At 63.3% G+C, this 21,779-nt stretch carries 13 protein-coding genes, 1 tRNA gene and 1 pseudogene; 12 read left to right on the top strand and 3 right to left on the bottom strand.

Annotated elements, in window-relative coordinates; translation table 11 throughout:
- Positions 1-127: 127 nt before the first annotated feature.
- On the bottom strand, positions 128-1,351 hold the full coding sequence (locus Q3C01_RS31900) for a serine hydrolase domain-containing protein (protein WP_458149237.1): 1,224 nt from the start codon (positions 1,349-1,351) through the stop codon (positions 128-130).
- A gap of 147 nt (positions 1,352-1,498) precedes the next feature.
- On the opposite strand from Q3C01_RS31900, the gene Q3C01_RS31895 reads away from it, so the two are divergent.
- Positions 1,499-1,574 (top strand) — tRNA-Trp (locus Q3C01_RS31895).
- Between the two features lie 72 nt (positions 1,575-1,646).
- Here the strand turns inward: Q3C01_RS31895 and Q3C01_RS31890 are convergent.
- The gene (locus Q3C01_RS31890; RefSeq protein WP_458149236.1) at positions 1,647-1,775 is read right to left on the bottom strand and encodes a hypothetical protein; all 129 of its coding nucleotides are present in this window, start codon (positions 1,773-1,775) and stop codon (positions 1,647-1,649) included.
- A 366-nt stretch (positions 1,776-2,141) separates the two neighbouring features.
- On the opposite strand from Q3C01_RS31890, the gene secE reads away from it, so the two are divergent.
- From secE to Q3C01_RS31835, 11 genes are all read left to right on the top strand, one after another.
- On the top strand, positions 2,142-2,333 hold the full coding sequence (gene secE / locus Q3C01_RS31885) for a preprotein translocase subunit SecE (protein WP_027520978.1): 192 nt from the start codon (positions 2,142-2,144) through the stop codon (positions 2,331-2,333).
- The gene (gene nusG / locus Q3C01_RS31880; protein WP_027520977.1) at positions 2,333-2,890 is read left to right on the top strand and encodes a transcription termination/antitermination protein NusG; all 558 of its coding nucleotides are present in this window, start codon (positions 2,333-2,335) and stop codon (positions 2,888-2,890) included. Before secE ends, nusG begins: the two co-directional genes overlap by 1 nt.
- A gap of 133 nt (positions 2,891-3,023) precedes the next feature.
- Positions 3,024-3,452 carry a 50S ribosomal protein L11 gene (gene rplK / locus Q3C01_RS31875; RefSeq protein WP_027554142.1) on the top strand — a complete coding sequence of 143 codons (429 nt, stop codon included), beginning with the start codon at positions 3,024-3,026 and terminating at the stop codon, positions 3,450-3,452.
- Positions 3,453-3,458: 6 nt separating this feature from the next.
- Positions 3,459-4,151 (top strand): 50S ribosomal protein L1, encoded by a 693-nt coding sequence (gene rplA / locus Q3C01_RS31870; RefSeq protein ID WP_458149235.1) that lies wholly within the window; start codon positions 3,459-3,461, stop codon positions 4,149-4,151.
- 94 nt (positions 4,152-4,245) lie between these two features.
- Positions 4,246-5,199, top strand: a complete 954-nt coding sequence (locus Q3C01_RS31865; RefSeq protein ID WP_458149234.1) for a 2-hydroxyacid dehydrogenase — start codon at positions 4,246-4,248, stop codon at positions 5,197-5,199.
- Between the two features lie 581 nt (positions 5,200-5,780).
- Positions 5,781-6,299 (top strand): 50S ribosomal protein L10, encoded by a 519-nt coding sequence (gene rplJ / locus Q3C01_RS31860; protein WP_027520974.1) that lies wholly within the window; start codon positions 5,781-5,783, stop codon positions 6,297-6,299.
- 54 nt (positions 6,300-6,353) lie between these two features.
- A complete protein-coding gene (gene rplL / locus Q3C01_RS31855) occupies positions 6,354-6,731 on the top strand; it encodes a 50S ribosomal protein L7/L12 (RefSeq protein ID WP_027520973.1) in 378 nt (125 codons plus the stop codon).
- Positions 6,732-7,231: 500 nt separating this feature from the next.
- The gene (gene rpoB / locus Q3C01_RS31850; protein WP_458149233.1) at positions 7,232-11,350 is read left to right on the top strand and encodes a DNA-directed RNA polymerase subunit beta; all 4,119 of its coding nucleotides are present in this window, start codon (positions 7,232-7,234) and stop codon (positions 11,348-11,350) included.
- A gap of 129 nt (positions 11,351-11,479) precedes the next feature.
- Entirely contained in the window at positions 11,480-15,676 is a 4,197-nt protein-coding gene (rpoC, locus tag Q3C01_RS31845; RefSeq protein WP_458149232.1) for a DNA-directed RNA polymerase subunit beta', read from the top strand.
- Between the two features lie 191 nt (positions 15,677-15,867).
- Positions 15,868-17,928 (top strand): FAD-dependent oxidoreductase, encoded by a 2,061-nt coding sequence (locus tag Q3C01_RS31840; protein ID WP_458149231.1) that lies wholly within the window; start codon positions 15,868-15,870, stop codon positions 17,926-17,928.
- A 126-nt stretch (positions 17,929-18,054) separates the two neighbouring features.
- Entirely contained in the window at positions 18,055-20,076 is a 2,022-nt protein-coding gene (locus Q3C01_RS31835; protein ID WP_458149230.1) for an ABC transporter ATP-binding protein, read from the top strand.
- Here Q3C01_RS31835 and Q3C01_RS31830 read toward each other — a convergent pair.
- Positions 20,007-21,243 (bottom strand): annotated as a pseudogene (locus Q3C01_RS31830) (FAD-dependent monooxygenase). The gene Q3C01_RS31835 and the pseudogene Q3C01_RS31830 sit on opposite strands and share 70 nt — an antisense overlap.
- Between the last annotated feature and the right edge of the window lie 536 nt (positions 21,244-21,779).

Genomic DNA, 21,779 nt, shown 5'->3' with positions numbered 1-21,779 from the left:
GTCCCCGGGCTGAACACTTGATCGGGCTCATTCCAGAGACGGCTGTGATTGAATCGATAGGCCGCGGCGTACTGGATGCCCCGGTCAAGCCGGGGCATGACACGGAGGATGTTGCGGCAGCCTCGCCTCAATCCACCGCCGCGTACACCAGATTCCGCACCAGGGTCCGCGTGTACTCGCGCTGTCCCGGGCCCTGGCTCATGAACACTGTGAACAAATCCTCCTTCGGGTCGATCCAGAAGAAGGTGCCGGCAATGCCGCTCCAGAAGAACTGGCCGACGCTGCCAGGGAAGGGCGCAATGCCGGGTTCGGTTCGGACGGCGAAGCCGAGGCCGAAGCCATGGCCCGGTGCGAGCAGCGTGCCGTTGACCTTCACGCCCGCGCCAAGGTGATCGGAGGCCATCAGCTCCAGCGTTTTGCGACCGATGATGCGCACACCATCAAGCGCGCCGCCGTTGCGCAGCATCAGCGCGAAGCGGGCGCAGTCCAAGGTGGTCGAGACCAGACCGCCGCCTCCGGACTGCATCACCGGAGCTTCCAGCATGTTGAAGAGGGCGATCTTGTCGCCGGTCCAGGGATCGGCGGGGAAGGGCTCGGCGAGGCGGGCGGCGTTGGCCTCGCTGGTCGAGAAACCGGTCTCGGTCATCTGAAGGGGGCCGAGGACGCGCTCGCTCAGGAAGGCGCCGAGTGACTTGCCGCTGATCACCTCGATGATGCGGCCAAGAATGTCGGTCGAACGACTGTAGTTGAATTCCGCGCCGGGCTGGCAGACGAGCGGGAAGCTTGCGACGAGGCCGGCGTGCTCGGCGTTCGTGATCTTGCGGCTGCGGACGCGGGACTCCTGGTAGAGCTTGTGCACGGGGCTGTCGCCCTGGTGCTCGTAGGTGATGCCGGAGGTGTGGCGGAGCAGGTCCTGCACCGTGATCGGACGGTGGGTCGGAACCAGCTCGAGCTTGCCACCGCTGACGACGCCGACCTGCGGGTTGGCGAATTCAGGGATGTACTTGGCGACGGGGTCACCGAGCAGGACATGGCCGTCCTCGACCAGCGTCATGATGCCGACCGAGACGATCGGCTTCGTCATCGAGAAGATGCGGAAGATCGAATCCTGCGCCATCGGCGCCGTGTCCGCAGGACTCTGCCGGCCCAGCGCCTCGAACCAGCCGACCTGGCCGCGGCGAGCCACCAGCACGGTCACGCCGGGAATGGTTCCCTTATCGATCTCGCGCTTGAAGGCATCCGACATCGCCTGGAGGCGGGGGCGCGACAGACGCAGCGTTTCGGGCCTGGCCTCGGGCAAAAGAGGGGTTCGCGCGGCGATTTTCGACGTCAGGGCGGTCTGGGCGCTCATAGTCATTCCCGGGTTGTTGTTCTTGTTCAGGATGAACTGTGGCCCGGAAGTCGCGGTGCGAACAAGCGCCTCGCTTGCGCTTCTCCCTTGCAAACCGGCCGCCCCCTGTGCTTGAAAGCGGCCTGACCCGTGGCGACGCAGGTCCGTAGGAGTGTAGCTCAATTGGTAGAGCACCGGTCTCCAAAACCGGGGGTCGCAGGTTCGAGCCCTGCCACTCCTGCCAGCTAGCCACCGACCCAATCATCAAAAAGACGGACCAGACCCAGGCGGGATCAGGGTGAGGCTCAGGTTTTGGCTACAGCCCGACAGCATAGGCGGTCGGAGCCGCAAGGACGAGCAGGACGCTTCCGGCGATCGGGGCAGCAACGATAGTAATGGCTGTGGTGGCAATCAGGGCGGTCAAAGCGGCAATGGGCTTCAGCATGGTCATCTCCCAAAAGGGGGCATGCCCCGCCTTGTTGTCGTCCTTGCAATTGGCAGGTTCGAAGCCCCGTCGGAGCTTCATCCTGGCCCGATAAGCCCTTGATCCTGATCGGCTCTCGCACCGCTTCCCGGGAATAGGGCCTGACGGGACCGGCTGCCCGCACCTTGACCTTTGCCCCCATCCGCAGTAGATAGCCGCCACCTGCAGCCGGCCCGTTAGACGCGGATTTCCGGCGCGGCCTTGAAATCCCCGAACAATCGAGCCCGGTTTCCGGCTCACCTTCAAGCGAAGAGGGTTGGGCAGACGGCGGCTGTTCGGATCCCTTTAAATCTTTTCTCGTCTCACGACGGACGTTGGACATCAACGATGGCAGTCAGCCCATTCAAGTTCTTGCAGGAAGTGCGCTCGGAGACCGCGAAGGTCACCTGGCCGACCCGTCGCGAGACGACGATCACCACGATCATGGTGTTCGTCATGGTTGCCCTGGCGTCGATCTTCTTCTTCGCCGCCGACCAGATCATCCGTTACCTCGTCACCCTTCTTTTGGGCATTCACTGATGGCAACAGCCGCAGCAACTCAATCGTCCGACAAGCGCTGGTACATCGTTCACGCGTACTCGAACTTCGAGAAGAAGGTCGCCGAATCGATCCGTGAGCAGGCCAAGCAGCGCAACCTCGAGGAACTCTTCGAGCAGGTGCTGGTGCCGACCGAGAAGGTCACGGAAGTGCGCCGCGGCCGCAAGATCGACGCCGAGCGCAAGTTCTTCCCGGGCTACGTGCTGGTGAAGATGAAGCTGACCGACGAGGCGTTCCATCTGATCAAGAACACGCCGAAGGTCACGGGCTTCCTTGGCGCGGAAAACAAGCCGATGCCGATCTCGGAAGCCGAGGCGATGCGCATCCTGCACCAGGTGCAGGAGGGCGTGGAGCGGCCGAAGGCGTCGGTGTCGTTCGAAATCGGCGAGAACGTGCGCGTGGCCGATGGCCCGTTCGCCTCGTTCTCCGGTGTGGTCGAGGAAATCGACGAGGCGCGCTCGCGCGTGAAGGTCGCGGTGTCGATCTTTGGCCGCGCAACGCCGGTCGAACTGGAATTCGGTCAGGTCGAGAAGGTCTGACCGAACTACGCGCGTAGCCTATGGCTTCGCGTGAAATAGGCCGTGGGAGGAGAGGGGCGGTCGCCAGCCGAGCCTGATCCCGACCACGAACCTGAAACAGCTGGCCTTCGGACCGGCACAACAGGAGTGATACATGGCAAAAAAAGTGACCGGATACCTGAAGCTTCAGGTCCCGGCCGGCGCGGCGAATCCCTCGCCCCCGATCGGTCCCGCGCTTGGTCAGCGCGGTCTCAACATCATGGAGTTCTGCAAGGCGTTCAACGCCCAGACCCAGAAGGAAGAGAAGAACACCCCGATCCCGGTGATCATCACCATTTATGCGGACCGTTCCTTCACCTTCGAGATGAAGACGCCGCCGATGTCCTTCTTCCTGAAGCAGGCTGCCAAGATCCAGTCCGGCTCGAAGGCGCCGGGCCGTGACAAGGCTGGCAAGGTGACCAAGGCGCAGGTGCGCGAGATCGCCGAGAAGAAGATGAAGGACCTGAATTGCGACACCATTGAATCGGCCATGAAGATGGTCGAGGGCTCTGCCCGTTCGATGGGTCTGGAAGTTGCGGGGTAACGGGCCATGGCAATCGGAAAGCGTTTGAAGAAGGCCCGCGAGGGCGTTGATCGCGAGAAGCTTTACCCGCTCGCGGAAGCCATCAAGATGGTCAGGGAGCGTGCCAAGTCGAAGTTCGACGAGACCATCGAGATCGCTATCAATCTCGGCGTCGATCCTCGTCACGCCGACCAGATGGTCCGTGGCGTCGTGAACCTGCCGAACGGCACCGGCCGCACCCTGCGCGTCGGCGTGTTCGCGCGCGGCGCCAAGGCGGACGAAGCCAAGGCCGCTGGTGCCGATGTCGTCGGCGCCGAGGACCTGGTCGAGAAGGTGCAGAACGGCACTATCGACTTCGACCGTTGTATTGCGACCCCCGACATGATGCCGCTGGTCGGCCGCCTCGGTAAGGTGCTCGGTCCGCGCGGTCTGATGCCGAATCCGAAGATCGGCACCGTGACCATGGACGTCACCGGTGCCGTGAAGGGTGCCAAGGGCGGCTCGGTCGAGTTTCGGGTCGAGAAGGCCGGCATCGTGCAGGCTGGCGTCGGCAAGGCCTCGTTCTCCGAGGAGAAGCTGGTCGAGAACGTCAAGGCACTCGCGGACGCGGTTTCCAAGGCAAAGCCGGCCGGCTCCAAGGGCACCTACATCCAGCGCGTCGCTGTGTCCTCAACCATGGGCCCGGGCGTGAAGGTCGAGCCGGGCACGATCCTCGGCTAAGGCCATAGATCATAGAGATGCGGGCAGGGGCGGAATTGGGCAACCGATTCCGCCCCTTCCATTTGTGTGGCGTCGTTCACGGGAAACAATAACAATGGCTGACAAGGTCCTGATCTATTCGCGCTTCCCAAAGACGATGATGGCGCGCTTTGCCGAGCGGTTCGAATTGCTCGACACTGCCGGCAAGCCGGCACAGGAGGTGTTTTCAAGCGATGCATTGGGGAGCATCCGCGCGCTGCTTACGGCCGGTGGCACGCCGCTTGGCGCGGGCGTGATGGATCTCTTTCCGGAGCTGGGTGCAATCGTCTGCTACGGCACCGGCTATGACGGCGTCGACTTGAAGGCTGCCGCTGCACGCAACATCGCGGTCGGCCACAGCCCCGGCGCCAATGCATCCTCGGTCGCCGATATCGCGATGACCTTGATGCTCGCCGCCAGCCGCCGGATCCTGGCTGCGGATCGATACGTCCGCAGTGGCGATTGGGCCGCGTCAAAACCTTCGCCGATGATGCGGCCGCAGGCCGGCATGCCCGGCCGCCGCATCGGCGTCTACGGCATGGGCGAGATCGGCCGCAAGATCGCCGCGCGCTGCGCAGCCTTCGAGAGCGAGGTCGGCTATTTCAGCCGCACCCGCCGTGACGTGCCCTATCAATATTTCTCCTCGCTCGAGGCCCTCGCCGACTGGTGCAACGTGCTCATGATCGCGGTCCGCGCCGGTGCCGAGACGCATCACGCCGTCAACGCCGACGTCCTCGAGCGGCTGGGCGAGGGCGGCTATGTCGTCAACATCGCCCGCGGCTCGGTGATCGACGAGAAGGCGCTCGTGGCGGCGCTGATCGACAAGACCATCGCCGGCGCCGGCCTCGACGTCTATGCGAAGGAGCCGCATGCGCCCGATGCGCTGACGGCGCTCCCCAACGTGGTGCTTGCCCCGCATATCGGCGGCCATACCCTGGAATCGCACGTCGCGATGCAGGACTGCGTGCTGGCGAACCTGACCGCGTTCTTTGAAGGGCGGCCGCTGCCTTACGCGGTGAAAACGGCCTGAAACAACCCTTTCGCCGCCGCGTCAGGGTTCTCGGGCAATCGATTGGAACTGGTGTGAATTTTGCTCTTGGCAAGGCCGTCAAGAGCGGTTAAAGAACCGCCTCCGGACGTGCTGGCCGTAGCTGGCGCGTCCGTGCACGCATTCCGAAAACCCGACACGGTAGGAGATCATTCCTTCTCAGGACGTCCGCAAGGATTTGCCCGAAAAGGAAGGGGACCTCATCAAGTTGGTGGAATGTGGGCAGAGGTCAACCGGCATGCCGGCTGGCCTTGTCCTGTCCAAGACTGCAGGCGCCCGCGGAAAATCTTGATTTCCCAACGGCTTAATCGCATGGCCTGCATAGACGGGTGAAGACCGGATTTCACTTCGCAGCCACCTCTCGGGCGGCTCGGAATGGGTTTGGTTCGGACCTCGACACCCCGTGGGCCCTCAAGGGTTCCGGGAGGGCAGGCTTTGAATTGTCGTCTTGCCCGGCGTGTCCGAAGGGTTTTGGCCCAGAGGTTCAGGTTTGGGTGGGGCGATGGGTGCAACCCGGCGGTCCCGCCTTTCGCGCGACGACCGCCAACCGGAGAGAGCTTGCTGTGGAACGAGCGGCAAAAAAGGAAGCGGTCGAACAGCTCAATGAGGTCTTCAAGACCACGAGCGTCGCGGTCGTTGCTCAATATTCCGGCCTCACCGTTGCCCAGATGCAGAAGCTGCGCATGCAGATGAAGCAGGCGGGTGCCTCGGTGAAGGTCTCGAAGAACCGTCTCGCCAAAATTGCTCTTGAAGGCACTGACGTCGTTGCCATCGGCCCCATGCTGAAGGGGCCGACCGTGATCGCGACTTCGAACGATCCGGTAGCGGCGCCGAAGGTCGCCATCGACTTCGCCAAGGCGAACGAAAAGTTCGTCATCATCGGCGGCTCGATGGGCAAGACCGTCCTGAATGTCGACGGCGTGAAGGCGCTTGCCTCGCTGCCGTCGCTTGACGAACTGCGCGGCAAGATCGTCGGCCTCATCGTGGCTCCGGCGACCAAGCTCGCCCAGCTCGCGAACGCGCCGGCGGGCAAGCTCGCACGCGTCATTCAGGCTCATGCCTCAAAGGGCGAAGCGGCCTGACGCCCTTCGCAAAACTCAAACCCGAACCAGACTTACACTTAAGGAAACAGAACAATGGCTGACTTGCAGAAGATCGTTGACGACCTCTCGAGCCTCACCGTGCTCGAAGCCGCTGAACTCGCCAAGCTCCTCGAAGAGAAGTGGGGCGTGTCCGCCGCTGCCGCCGTCGCGGTGGCCGGCCCGGCTGCCGGTGGCGCTGCCGCCGCTCCGGCTGAAGAGAAGACCGAGTTCACGGTCGTTCTCGCTGCCTCCGGCGACAAGAAGATCGAGGTCATCAAGGAAGTCCGCGCCATCACCGGCCTGGGCCTGAAGGAGGCGAAGGACCTCGTCGAGGGCGCGCCGAAGCCGGTCAAGGAAGGCGTGAACAAGGAAGAAGCCGACAAGATCAAGGCCCAGCTCGAGAAGGCTGGCGCGAAGGTCGAGCTCAAGTAGCTGCAGGTTACTTGAGCGAGATCCCGGGCGAGCGAAGCGAGGCCCGGGATCCAGCCCTCCGAGGTGGGTGGCCGACACTGGCCTGGGCAGGCGCTCTGATGCAAAAGGCGTGCGACGGGACATCTCGACGCAGGCCGAACACGAAAAAGTGTGGGGATTTGAGGGCTTACCCCTCGAATCTCCACTATTGTCGCCCCATATCGGGTCGACAGCACGAAAGCACGGTGGCGTGGAAAGGCGAGTTTCCCGCAAGCCGTTGGGAGAGCAGGCTATTTCGGGCTTTTGCAGTCCGTGAAGACAATCGTTGTGACGGGCGGGTGCGCGTTTGCGCCCCGCGCGTCGTTTTGCGTTTTGAAGATCTGAAGAACAGTTCAGGACTTTGGCGGTCCGAGGCTGGGTTTCCGATCCTCAAAACGGGTTCGAAAAATTCAACCCGGGGAGCGGTGGCAGCCGTGTCCCGGAAGGCGCGCCCAGAGCGGGCGCCGAAATGAGAGGCCACGATGGCGCAGCAGACATTCACCGGTCGCAAACGCGTTCGCAAGTTTTTCGGACACATCAAGGAAGTTGCCGAGATGCCGAACCTCATCGAGGTTCAGAAGGCATCCTATGACCAGTTCCTGATGGTCGACGAACCCACGGGCGGGCGGCCGGATGAGGGCTTGCAGGCGGTGTTCCGCTCGGTGTTCCCGATCTCGGACTTCTCCGGTACCTCGATGCTGGAATTCGTCCGCTACGAGTTCGAGCCGCCGAAGTATGACGTCGACGAGTGCCGCCAGCGCGGCATGACCTTCGCCGCCCCCCTCAAGGTGACGCTGCGCCTCATCGTGTTCGATATCGACGAGGAAACCGGCGCGAAGTCGGTCAAGGACATCAAGGAGCAGGACGTCTACATGGGCGACATCCCGCTCATGACGATGAACGGCACCTTCATCGTCAACGGCACCGAGCGCGTCATCGTCTCCCAGATGCACCGTTCGCCCGGCGTGTTCTTCGACCACGACAAGGGCAAGACCCACTCATCGGGCAAGCTGCTGTTCGCCGCCCGCGTGATCCCGTATCGCGGCTCTTGGCTCGACATCGAGTTCGACGCCAAGGACATCGTCTATGCGCGTATCGACCGTCGCCGCAAGATTCCGGTGACGTCGCTGATGTTCGCGCTCGGGCTCGACGGCGAGGAGATCCTCAACACCTTCTACAAGCGCATTCTCTACAAGCGGACCAAGGAAGGCTGGCGCGTTCCGTTCGACGCCAATCGTTTCCGCGGCTATTCCACGACCTCGGACCTGATCGACGCCGACACCGGCAAGGTCGTGCTAGAGGCCGGCAAGAAGCTCACCGTGCGTGCCGCCCGCCAGCTCCAGGAGAAGGGGCTGAAGGCGCTGCGTATGGCCGATGAGGAGCTGGTCGGCAACTACGTCGCCGAGGACCTCGTCAATCCGAAGACCGGCGAGATCCATGCGGAGGCCGGTGAGGAAATCACCGACAAGCTGATGAAGGCCCTCAACGAGCACGGCTACAAGGAGCTGCCGCTGCTCGACATCGACCACGTCAATGTCGGCGCCTACATCCGCAACACGCTCTCGGCCGACAAGAACATGACGCGCGAGGACGCGCTGTTCGACATCTACCGCGTGATGCGTCCGGGCGAGCCGCCGACGCTGGAATCGGCGCAGGCCATGTTCCAGTCGCTGTTCTTCGACGCCGAGCGTTACGACCTCTCGGCCGTCGGCCGCGTCAAGATGAACATGCGCCTCGACCTCGATGCGCCCGACACCCAGCGCACGCTGCGCAAGGAAGACATTCTCTCCGTCATCAAGACGCTGGTGGACCTGCGCGACGGCAAGGGCGAGATCGACGACATCGACCACCTCGGCAACCGCCGTGTGCGCTCGGTCGGCGAGCTCATGGAGAACCAGTACCGCATCGGTCTGCTGCGCATGGAGCGCGCGATCAAGGAGCGCATGTCGTCGGTCGACATCGACACGGTCATGCCGCAGGACCTGATCAACGCCAAGCCGGCGGCTGCCGCCGTGCGCGAGTTCTTCGGTTCCTCGCAGCTCTCGCAGTTCATGGACCAGACCAACCCGCTGTCGGAGATCACCCACAAGCGCCGCCTCTCGGCGCTTGGACCGGGCGGTCTGACTCGCGAGCGCGCCGGCTTCGAGGTGCGCGACGTGCATCCGACGCATTACGGCCGCATCTGCCCGATCGAGACGCCGGAAGGTCCGAACATCGGCCTGATCAACTCGCTCGCGACCTTCGCGCGCGTCAACAAGTACGGCTTCGTCGAGACGCCCTATCGCAAGGTGAAGGACGGCCGCGTCACCGACGAGGTCGTGTACCTCTCGGCGATGGAGGAAGGCCGCTACACCGTCGCGCAGGCCAACGTGCCGCTCGACGCCAAGGGCCGCTTCACCGAGGACCTCGTGGTCTGCCGCCACGCCGGCGAAGTTCTGCCGGTGACGCCGGACAAGGTCGACTACATGGACGTGTCGCCGAAGCAGCTCGTTTCGGTCGCCGCGGCCCTGATCCCGTTCCTCGAGAACGACGACGCCAACCGCGCGCTGATGGGCTCGAACATGCAGCGCCAGGCGGTGCCGCTGGTTCGTGCCGAGGCGCCGTTCGTCGGCACCGGCATGGAAGGCGTGGTTGCGCGTGACTCGGGTGCCGCGATCGCGGCGCGCCGCTCGGGCGTGATCGACCAGATCGACGCGACCCGCGTCGTCATCCGCGCGACGGAAGATCTCGATCCGACCAAGTCGGGCGTCGATATCTACCGTCTGATGAAGTACCAGCGCTCCAACCAGTCGACCTGCATCAACCAGCGTCCGCTGGTGAAGGTCGGCGACACCGTCAAGAAGGGCGACATCATCGCCGACGGTCCGTCGACCGATCTCGGCGAGCTCGCTCTGGGACGCAACGTGCTGGTCGCGTTCATGCCGTGGAACGGCTACAACTTCGAAGACTCGATCCTGCTCTCGGAGCGGATCGTGAAGGACGACGTCTTCACCTCGATCCACATCGAGGAGTTCGAGGTGATGGCGCGCGACACCAAGCTCGGTCCTGAGGAAATCACCCGCGACATTCCGAACGTCTCGGAAGAAGCGCTGAAGAACCTCGACGAAGCCGGTATCGTGTACATCGGTGCGGAAGTGCGCGCCGGCGACATCCTGGTCGGCAAGATCACGCCGAAGGGCGAGAGCCCGATGACGCCGGAAGAAAAGCTCCTGCGCGCCATCTTCGGCGAGAAGGCCTCCGACGTCCGCGATACCTCGCTTCGCGTGCCCCCGGGCGTGCAGGGCACGATCGTGGAAGTGCGCGTGTTCAACCGCCACGGCGTCGACAAGGACGAGCGTGCGCTGGCGATCGAGCGGGAAGAGATCGAGCGTCTCGCCAAGGACCGTGACGACGAGCAGGCGATCCTCGACCGCAACGTCTACAGCCGTCTGGCCGACCTTCTCGAAGGGCGGCAGGGCATCGCAGGCCCCAAGGGCTTCAAGAAGGACACCAAGATCACCCGTGCGGTGCTCGAGGAGTATCCGAAGTCGCAGTGGTGGCTGTTCGCCTCGCCCAACGACAAGCTGATGGCCGAGATCGAGGCCATGCGGAAGCAGTACGACGAGTCGAAGAAGGGGCTTGAACAGCGCTTCCTCGACAAGGTCGAGAAGCTGCAGCGTGGCGACGAGCTGCCGCCTGGTGTGATGAAGATGGTCAAGGTCTTCGTCGCGGTGAAGCGCAAGATCCAGCCGGGCGACAAGATGGCCGGCCGCCACGGCAACAAGGGCGTGGTGTCGAAGATCGTGCCGATCGAGGACATGCCGTTCCTCGAGGACGGTACTCATGCCGACATCGTGCTCAATCCGCTCGGCGTGCCCTCGCGCATGAACGTCGGGCAGATCCTCGAGACGCATCTCGGCTGGGCTTGCGCCGGCCTCGGCAAGCGCATCGGCCAGACGGTCGATGCCTATCTGGCGAAGCAGGACATGAAGCCGCTGAAGGAGACGCTGAAGAAGATCTACGGCGAGGACGAGACGATCAAGACGCTCAACGACAATGAGCTGATCGAACTCGGCCGCAACCTGAGCCACGGCGTGCCGATCGCGACGCCGGTGTTCGACGGCGCCAAGGAAGCCGACATCGAGGAGATGCTGAAGCTCGCCGGTCTGGACGCTTCGGGCCAGTCGACCGTCTATGACGGGCGTACCGGTGATCCCTTCGATCGCAAGGTGACGGTGGGCTACATCTACATGCTGAAGCTGCACCACCTCGTCGACGACAAGATCCACGCGCGTTCGATCGGTCCGTACTCGCTCGTCACCCAGCAGCCGCTGGGCGGCAAGGCGCAGTTCGGTGGCCAGCGTTTCGGCGAAATGGAGGTGTGGGCGCTCGAAGCTTACGGCGCGGCCTACACGCTCCAGGAAATGCTGACCGTGAAGTCGGACGACGTCGCCGGCCGTACCAAGGTGTACGAGGCGATCGTGCGCGGCGACGACACGTTCGAGGCCGGTATTCCGGAGTCCTTCAACGTCCTGGTCAAGGAAATGCGCTCGCTCGGCCTCAACGTCGACCTGCACAATTCCAAGATGGGACCGGCGCCGACCTCCGAGGCGGCCGAGTAACGCGACTTTGTCATGCCCGGCCGAAAAGGCCGGGCATCGGCGCCTTGTCCCGCGCGGTGAGGCAGGGCGCTCCGCGAGTAAGATTTTCGAATTTGCTGCCGGCCTCGATCGGCACGCGAGGAGAAGACGATGAACCAAGAGATTATGAATCTTTTTAACCCGACGACGCCGGCTCAGGTCTTCGACCAGATCCGGATCTCGATCGCGTCTCCAGAGAAGATTCTGTCCTGGTCCTACGGCGAGATCAAGAAGCCGGAGACCATCAACTACCGGACCTTCAAGCCCGAGCGCGACGGCCTGTTCTGCGCGCGCATCTTTGGGCCGATCAAGGATTACGAGTGCTTGTGCGGCAAGTACAAGCGCATGAAGTACAAGGGCATCATCTGCGAGAAGTGCTCGGTCGAGGTCACGCTGTCGCGCGTCCGGCGCGAGCGCATGGGCCATATCGAGCTCGCTGCGCCCGTCGCCCACATCTGGTTCCTGAAGTCGCTGCCCTCGCGCATCGGCCTCCTGCTCGACATGACGCTGAAGGATCTCGAGCGGATCCTCTATTTCGAATATTACGTCGTGCTGGAGCCCGGCCTCACCGCCCTGAAGGACCGTCAGCTCCTGTCGGAAGACGAGTATCTGAAGGCGCAGGACGAGTACGGCCAGGATTCCTTCACCGCCATGATCGGCGCCGAGGCGATCCGCGAGCTGCTCAAGGGCATGGACCTCGAGAAGCTCGAGGTGACGCTGCGTGCCGAGATGCAGGAGACCGACTCCGACATCAAGCACAAGAAGCTCGCCAAGCGCCTGAAGATCGTTGAGGCGTTCCGCCACTCCGGCAACAAGCCGGAATGGATGATCCTCACCGTCGTTCCGGTGATTCCACCGGACCTGCGTCCGCTGGTGCCGCTCGATGGCGGCCGTTTCGCGACCTCGGACCTCAACGACCTCTACCGCCGCGTCATCAACCGCAACAACCGCTTGAAGCGGCTGATGGAGCTGCGCGCGCCTGACATCATCATCCGCAACGAGAAGCGCATGCTTCAGGAGGCCGTCGACGCGCTGTTCGACAACGGCCGCCGCGGCCGCGTCATCACGGGCGCCAACAAGCGCCCGCTGAAGTCGCTCGCCGACATGCTCAAGGGCAAGCAGGGCCGCTTCCGTCAGAACCTGCTCGGCAAGCGCGTCGACTACTCGGGTCGTTCGGTGATCGTGGTCGGTCCCGAGCTGCGCCTGCATCAGTGCGGCCTGCCGAAGAAGATGGCGCTCGAGCTGTTCAAGCCGTTCATCTATTCGCGGCTTGATGCCAAGGGGCTGTCCACCACCGTCAAGCAGGCGAAGAAGCTGGTCGAGAAGGAGCGGCCCGAGGTCTGGGACATCCTGGACGAGGTGATCCGCGAGCATCCAGTGCTGCTCAACCGCGCGCCGACGCTGCACCGCCTCGGCATCCAGGCGTTCGAGCCCGTGCTGATCGAGGGCAAGGCGATCCAGCTCCACCCGTTGGTCTGCGCCGCGTTCAACGCCGACTTCGACGGCGACCAGATGGCCGTGCACGTTCCGCTGTCGCTGGAAGCGCAGCTCGAAGCGCGCGTCCTGATGATGTCGACCAATAACATTCTGCATCCGGCGAACGGCCAGCCGATCATCGTGCCGTCGCAGGACATCGTGCTCGGTCTCTATTACCTCTCGATCCTGCGCGAAGGCATGCCCGGCGAGGGCAAGGTGTTCGGCGAGATGGCCGAGCTCGAGCACGCGCTGCATTCGAAGGTCATCCACCTCCACACCAAGATCAAGTACCGGTGGGAAGGCGTCGGCGAGGATGGCAAGCCCGCCCGCCGCTGGATCGAGACCACGCCCGGCCGAATCATGCTCGGCAACGTGCTGCCGAAGAGCTCGAAGATCTCGTACGACATCATCAACAAGCTGATGACCAAGCGCGAGATCTCCGGCGTCATCGACCAGGTCTACCGCCACTGCGGCCAGAAGGAGACGGTGATCTTCTGCGACCGCATCATGGCGCTCGGCTTCTACAACGCGTTCAAGGCCGGCATCTCGTTCGGCAAGGACGACATGGTCGTGCCGCACGGCAAGTGGAAGATCGTCGATACCACCCGTACGCTGGCGAAGGATTTCGAGCAGCAGTACAATGACGGTCTGATCACCCACGGCGAGAAGTACAACAAGGTCGTCGACGCCTGGTCGAAGGCGACGGAAGAAATCGCCAAGGCGATGATGAAGGAGATCTCCGCCACCAAGAAGACGGCGAGCGGAGCCGACGCCGACATCAACTCGATCTACATGATGGCCCATTCCGGCGCGCGTGGTTCGCCCGCCCAGATGCGCCAGCTCGCCGGCATGCGCGGCCTGATGGCCAAGCCGTCGGGTGAGATCATCGAGACGCCGATCATCTCGAACTTCAAGGAAGGCCTCTCGGTGCTCGAGTACTTCAACTCGACCCACGGCGCCCGCAAGGGCCTCGCGGACACTGCGTTGAAGACCGCGAACTCCGGCTACCTGACCCGTCGTCTGGTCGACGTCGCGCAGGACTGCATCATCACGCAGGACGACTGCGGCACCAAGCTCGGCATCAAGATGCGCGCCATCGTCGATGCCGGCACCGTGGTGGCTTCGCTCGGCTCGCGCATCCTGGGCCGCGTGGCCTGCGAAGACGTGCGTGACGGCTCGGGCAAGGTGATCATCAAGCGCGGTACGCTAATGGAAGAGAGCCATCTGGATGCCATCCACCAGGGTGGTGTGCAGGAGGTGAAGATCCGCTCGGCGCTGACCTGCGAACTCGTCAACGGCATCTGCGGCAAGTGCTACGGCCGCGACCTCGCCCGCGGCACGCCGGTCAACCACGGCGAAGCGGTCGGCGTCATCGCGGCGCAGTCGATCGGCGAGCCGGGCACCCAGCTCACCATGCGCACCTTCCACATCGGTGGTGCGGCTCAGCTCAACGAGCAGTCGTTCGTCGAATCCAACTTCGACGGCAAGATCGTGATCAGGAACAAGGCCATCGCCCGCAACAGCGAAGGTCACCTGATCGCAATGGTCCGCAACATGGTGGTGGCGATCGTCGATGCCGACGGCACCGAGCGTGCAACGCACCGTATTCAGTACGGCTCGCGCCTGCACGTCGATGAAGGCGACAACGTCAAGCGCGGCCAGCGCATCGTCGAGTGGGATCCCTATACCCGTCCGCTTCTCACCGAGGTGGAAGGCACCATCGGCTTCGAGGATCTGGTCGAAGGGCAGTCGATCTCGGAAACGCTGGACGAGGCCACCGGTATCGCCAAGCGTGTGGTCATCGACTGGCGCTCGACTCGCGGCGGCGCGGACCTGCGTCCGGCCATCGTGATCAAGGGCAAGGACGGCAAGGTGCTCAAGCTCGCCCGTGGCGGCGATGCCCGCTACATGCTGTCGGTCGACGCCATTCTCTCGGTCGATATCGGAGCCAAGGTCGCGCCGGGCGACATCCTCGCCCGTGTCTCGACCGAGAGCGCCAAGACGCGTGACATCACCGGCGGTCTGCCGCGGGTGGCGGAACTGTTCGAGGCACGGCGTCCGAAGGATGCGGCGATCATCGCCGAGATCGCGGGCACCATCCGCTTCGGCCGCGACTACAAGAACAAGCGTCGCATCTCGATCGAGCCGATGGACAAGACCGACGAGCCGCGCGAGTACCTGATCCCGAAGGGCAAGCACATCCACCTTCAGGACGGCGACGTCGTCGAAAAGGGCGACTTCATCGTGGAAGGCAACCCTGCGCCGCACGACATCCTGGCAGTCAAGGGCATCGAGGAACTCGCTGCCTATCTGGTCAACGAGATCCAGGAGGTCTACCGGCTCCAGGGCGTGCTCATCAACGACAAGCACATCGAGGTGATTGTCCGTCAGATGCTCCAGAAGGTGGAAATCACCGACCAGGGCGAGACCGACATGATCTCCGGCGAGCAGGTCGACAAGATCGAGTTCGACGCGCTCAACGAGAAGGCCAAGGAAGAGGGCAAGAAGCCCGCCACGGGAACGCCGGTTCTGCTCGGCATCACCAAGGCGAGCCTCCAGACCCGCTCGTTCTTCTCGGCGGCCTCGTTCCAGGAGACCACCCGCGTCCTCACGGAGGCGGCGGTCAACGGCAAGGTCGATCCGCTCGAGGGCCTCAAGGAGAACGTCATCGTCGGCCGGCTGATCCCGGCGGGCACCGGCGCTTCCATGGCCAAGATCCGCGAGGTCGCTATGAAGCGCGACAAGCTGATCCTCGACGAGCGCGAGAAGCAGACCTCGGTCGTCTCGCCGGCACCGGAAGCGGAGCCGGTGGCACTGCCGCCTGCGGAATGATGGTTCATCCGTACGATTACTGAGGACAATGAAAAGGCCGGCTTTTGCCGGCCTTTTTGCTGCTTTGTTTCCTTGCTGCGGTGCAGGGACGACGTTTGTTCATCTTTCCTTCAGCCAAAAAAGCGCTTCTGTTAAGAGAGCTTAGACCGGTGGTCCCGACACGGGGGGCGGCCGGAGACCACGGACCTGACATGCTTGACCTCGCAATCGTAGGCGGCGGCCCCGGCGGGCTGATGAGCGCCTGGTATCTGAAGCGCAAACTCGGCGACCTCTGCCGCATCACCATCTACGAGGCGTCCGACCGGCTCGGCGGCAAGATCGTCACGCGCAAATTCGATTCGGCGCCTGCGATGTACGAGGCGGGCGTTGCCGAGATCTACGATTACTCGATGACCGGCCCGGATCCCCTGCGGGAGTTGATCCAGCATTTCGGGCTTCAGACCATCCCGATGGACGCCGAGCAGGTCCAATTCGGCGGCGAGCTCCTGAACGACGTGCCCGGCATTCGCCGCAAGTACGGCGCCAAGACCGCTGCTGCCATCGAAGCGTTCCGAAAGCGCTGCTCCGATCTGATGTCGCCGATCGAATATTACGAAGGCGTCGGTGCGCACGACAACGAGCATCCCTGGGCCTACAAGACCGCCGAGCAGGTTCTCGACGAGGAGGTCGATGACGCGACCGCCAAGCGATTCTTCAAGGTGATGGCGCGCTCCGACATCGCGACCGAGAGCCACAACACCAACGGGCTCAACGCGCTCAAGAACTATCTGATGGATGTCGACGGCTATATCGGCCTCTATTCCATTCAGAACGGCAACGAGCAGCTCGTCGAGTGCCTCCAGTCGGAGGTCAACGCCGACATCCAGCTCAATCACCGTGTCCTCGCCGTCGGCAAGGCGCCGACGGGGCGCTACCAGCTCAAGATGATGAACGGCAAGGGACCGGAGACGCGCGACTTCGACCTCGTGCTGGTCTGCCTGCCGCATTCCTGGCTCGCCACGCTCGGCTGGGAAGGCGAGCAGCTCCGCAAGTCGATGGTCAAGCACGTCTCCTATTTCGACCGTCCGGCGCACTACCTGCGTGTGTCGATCCTGTTCGACACCCCGTTCTGGGGCGACAAGATCCCCGGCGCCTGGTTCATGTCGGAAGCCTTCGGCGGCTGCTGCGTCTACAACGAGGGCGCCCGCCACGACGTCGGCAAGCACGGCGTGCTGAACTGGCTCATTCCGGGCTCCGATGCTTTGGCCTTCGCCAATCTCACCGACCAGGAGCTGATCGACGCCGCGCTGAAATCGCTGCCGGCCGCGCTCGGCGATGCGCGTGCCCATTTCATGGAAGGCAAGATCCACCGCTGGCTGTCTTCGGTGAACGCGTTGCCGGGCGGCTTGCCCATACGCGACGTCATGACCAATCATCGGCCGGAGCCGAAGGAGCATCCCGGTATCGTCGTGGTCGGCGACTATCTGTTCGATTCGACGCTGAACGGTCTGCTCGATTCCTCTGACGCTGCGACCGACATCATCGTCACCGAGATGATGCGCCTGCGCCGCGCGCGCAGCCAGAGCGAGACGCCGCTGTCCGACAAGATCGACCGCAATTATTTCGACAATTACCGCGGCCAGGGTCCCTATGGCGAAGTGTGGCGCCAGTTCACCGATCCCGACTATCTGACGAAGCTCATCGGCATCGTCTGGGGCAAGGTGAAGGGCGCCAAGCTGCTGGTGGCGGGCTCTGCCAGCGGCGAGCTCGTCGGCGCGCTGCGCGAGCGCGGGATCGACGCCTTCGGCATTGAGAACAACCGTGCCATCCATGCCAGGACGCCGAAGGCGCTCAGGAAATACAACAAGCTCGGATCGATCGTGGACATGCCGTTCAAGGACGGCGCGTTCGATTTCGTATTCGAGACGAGCCTCTGCCACGTCTCCGAGAAGCAGGTCGTCCGCGCAATCAGGGAATTGAACCGCGTGGTCAAGACGGGCCTCGTGTTCGGGTCGATCACCTCCGACATGGCGCCTGGCCTGATCGACCGCTATGACCTCCTGCGCGGGGTCAAGAAGCTCGGCACCTGGTGGGAATGGTCGGAATTGTTCTTCGGCAACGGGTTCGACCTGTCGATGCACCGCAACGACTGCACCGATGCGCTGTGGGCTGCGACGCTTGGCGCCAACAAGGGGCCGGGGCGGTGGTATGCCGACGCCGACAGCTTGCGCTATTCCTTCTTCGACAAGGTCAAAGACGAGGACGACGAATAGCTGCCTCGCGAATTCGCCAATTGCTTTGCCGAATTGATCCTGATCGCATAGAATCGGTGCAATAGCGGTTCTCCGCTGTTTCCCTGATTTTTGCGGTCATGCCGGCCGTCAGCATCGGTTGGTTTCATGGCATCCAGGCCTCTCTCGCCCGACAAACAGAAGCTCGCCGCGGAAGAAGCGGCAGAGCTCGAGGACAAGCTCGCCTCCGCCCGCAAGCCGGACCTTGCCGCCGAAGACGACGACGAGGAGGATGACGAGGACGATCTTCCTGAGCTCGACGATGACGATGAAGACGAGGACCTCGTCGTCTTCACGGCGCGCGAAGCCGCCGGCGCGCTCGCAACCATCTGGGGCTTCGTCAAGCCCTACCTCTCCAACTACAAGCGGATCCTGGCCTTCGTGTCGTTCGGCGTCCTGATCGAGACGCTGTTCAACGTCATCATGCCGCTCAGCCTGAAATTCCTGATCGACGACGCGCTCGGCGAGGAGGATTTCCAGGCACTTTACAAGATCCTCGGCGTGCTCGCGGTCGCCGGCATCTTCACCTCGATCGTCGCAGTCTGGTACGAGCGCTGGGACGCGCGGCTGGCAGCCTGCATCATCTCCGACGTGCGCAAGCGGCTGTTCGAGCACGTGCAGGATCTGCCGGCCGCCTATTTCGGCCGTACCAAGCGCGGCGAGATCCTGTCGCGCTTCTCGGTCGATCTCTCGGCCTTCGAAGGCTCGGTCAAGACATTCGTCAACAGCGCTGCACTGCCGTTCATGGAGCTGATCGCCGGCATCATCCTGTTGCTGTTCCTGAACTGGCAGCTTGCCGTGGTCGCGCTCCTGGTTTTTCCGATCACGCTGATCGGGCCGCGCATCATCACCCCGAAGGCGGTGCAGGCGAATTACGAGCAGAAGCTCAACGAAAGCGGGCTGCTCGGCATGGTGCAGGAGAACGTGGCGGCGCAGGCCGTGATCAAGGCGTTCAGCCTGCAGCGCAAGATGTTCGGCTTCTTCGCCTTCCGCAACGACGAGACCCGCAACCGGATCGCGTCGGCCGCGTTCCTGTCGACCATGGTGGAGCGGACGGTCACGATCTCGGTCCTGCTCCTGCACCTCGTGGTGCTCGCGATCGGCGCGTATCTTGCGACCAAGGGGCAGATCACCATCGGCACCTTCGTCACCTTCGAGAGCGCGTTCTGGGAGGTGTCCTACAACATCGCCCATGTGATGCACTTCATCCCCGTGTCGATCTCCTCGGCCGCCGCCGTGCGCCATATCCAGGAGCTGCTGGACGAGCCGACGCGAGGCGCCGATCGCCCCGGCGCGCCTGACTTGCCGCGTATCACCAACGACATCACCTTCGACCATGTCACCTTCCAGTACGAAGGCAGCCAGACGCCGGTTCTGGACAACCTCAGCCTCAAGCTCAAGGTCGGCAAGCGCATCGCGATCGTCGGCCCGAGCGGCTCGGGCAAGAGCACGCTGCTCAATCTGATCCTGCGCCTGTATGTGCCCGACGAAGGCCGCGTCACCATCGACGGCGTCGATGTGCGGAAAGTGACGCTGGATTCGCTGCGCCGAAGCATGGCGGTGGTGTTCCAGGAGAACATGCTGTTCAACATGTCGATCCGCGAGAACATCCGGCTCGGCGAGGAGGGCGCCAGCGACGAGGAGGTGGAGGAGGCCGCGAAGAAGGCCGAGATCCACCGCTACATCATGAGCCTGCCGCAGAAATACGACACGCCGGTCGGCGAGCGCGGCGATACGCTGTCGGGCGGCCAGCGCCAGCGCCTCGCGATCGCGCGCGCGATCATCCGCAATCCGTCGGTGCTGCTGCTCGACGAGGCGACCTCGGCGCTCGACCAGACGACTGAGGCTGCGATCAATCGCACGTTGCTGAAGGTCGCCAAGGGCCGCACCATGATCTGGTCGACCCACCGCCTGACCTCTGTCGTCGAGATGGACGAGATCATCGTGATTTCAGGTGGCCGCGCTATCGAGCGCGGCTCGCATGCCGAGCTGCTCGCCAAGAACGGCACCTATCGCAAGCTGTGGGACGATCAGATCCACCAGCCGCATGGCGGCGCGGCTCAGGTCGATGACGACGACAGCGATGATGATGATGAGGACGACGACGAGGAGGATGGCGACGAGGAGTGACCGAGGAAGTTCGGCTCGACGTGGACCAGTCGCGCCACCCGCCGGACTGCACCTTGGGCAGACCAGGCCACGAAGCGCGCCCAGCGCTGCGCGGCCCAGTAGGGGCTCGTTGCGAGCGACACTTCACGGAAGTCGAATGCCTTGGCCGCCGACCAGGCATCGCAGGCCCGCTTGATCGGGTCGTCGTAGAAGGCCGCGATCTTGTCCTCGTTCATGCCCTCGGTCGCAAGCCAGGCCGGGATGTGCACTTCGCAGAGCCGTTCGACGTCGGTGAACACCTTGTCGGTGCCGGTGCCGGCGACGGGGCAGGAGGTCGCGAAGGCATCGCCAACCAGCACGATGCCGGCCTGGCGGCAGGCCCGGTGCACATAAAGATCAATGGGACGAATCTTCATCTCGCTCGCGATGTCGAAGGCGCCGGTGATGCGCGACAGGCGCGGCAGGGCAGCGTTCAAAGTCGCGACCGGTGCCTGCCGCAGATCGCGCAGCCAGGGATCGTCGAAGGCGCGGTAGACGAACAGGTTTGCACGCATCCGCGTGCCGATCGGAAACAGTGTGATGTAGGGGATGCGGTCGCTTGGCCGCTCGGAGAAATACGTCATCGCAGGAAAAATCGAACGCGGTGCGTCCGACCGGCACGACGTCGAATCCGACCGATATCGAATGGCAGGCGCTGACGATCTCGCGTTCGATGCCAAGCTGGTGGCGCAGGCCGACGTTCAATCCGTTGGCGAGCACGACGAGGCGGGCGGAGACGACCTCGTCATTGGAGAGCGTGATCTTCTGCCGGTCGGGGCTCGTCGCGATCGACAGCGCCTTGGCGCAGACCCGCTCGACCGTGTCGGGGATTTCCGCGCGGATCGCGTTGACGAAGGATTCGTAGCGGAAGCCGAACTGCTGGCTCGGCGCCTTGTCGAGCAGGTGGCCGAATCGCGCGATCCAGTTCTCACCGCAGAACGTCGCGTGGCGCAGCACTGATTCTGCGATTCCGGTCCGCCAGAAGCGCTCGAACTGAGCGTCACCGCTGATTTTCTCGACCCGGAAGTCCGGCGGATACTCGGTGTGGGGGTCGATGAGGACGGCCCGGACGCCGGCGCGACCCAGCATTGCGGCGGCGGCGGAGCCGGCCATACCCCCGCCGATGATCGCAATGTCGGTATACCGCATAGGTATTTCTCCGTCCGGCGCGGCACCGTGCCGCACGAACAGGAAAGAAAACCTTAGCGCACGCCATAAAAGTATATTTTGCCCGGATATAAATAGGGTTTGGAGCTGGCAGAATGGGGGGCGGGAACCTACATCAGCGAGGCGCGAGGGCGCCGATCGAGCTAATTCCTAAAGCGCGAGAAGCCCTTTGCTTGCTGTGGTTTCGCCTTGACTCAGGTGATTCCCACTTATAGAAAGCGCGTCACTTAACGACAGGCGGTGAGCATCGCCAACGTCGGAACGGGGCACCCGCCTGATCCTTTTGGGATCGCAAAGCGGGCACCAACCTCGACGAATGCCGCTCAAACGCTGTCGATCATAGCTAGGCAATGCCAGTGCGATTTTAGTTCTCTAGAGCTCGTTCTCTTGAGATCAAACTCGGATGCATGACCTCGGTACGCGGCCGTCGGCATATGCTGATTGGCTCGAAGACTGCGGTCCTCTGTGGCGTCGAAGCGCTTTCCGCTCGTTGATGGAGCGGTTGGCGCAATTTCGCT

The organism is Bradyrhizobium sp. UFLA05-109, assembly GCF_054185165.1.
The sequence above is the reverse complement of the archived record's forward strand: the minus strand, read 5'-3'. Positions and strand labels throughout refer to the sequence as shown.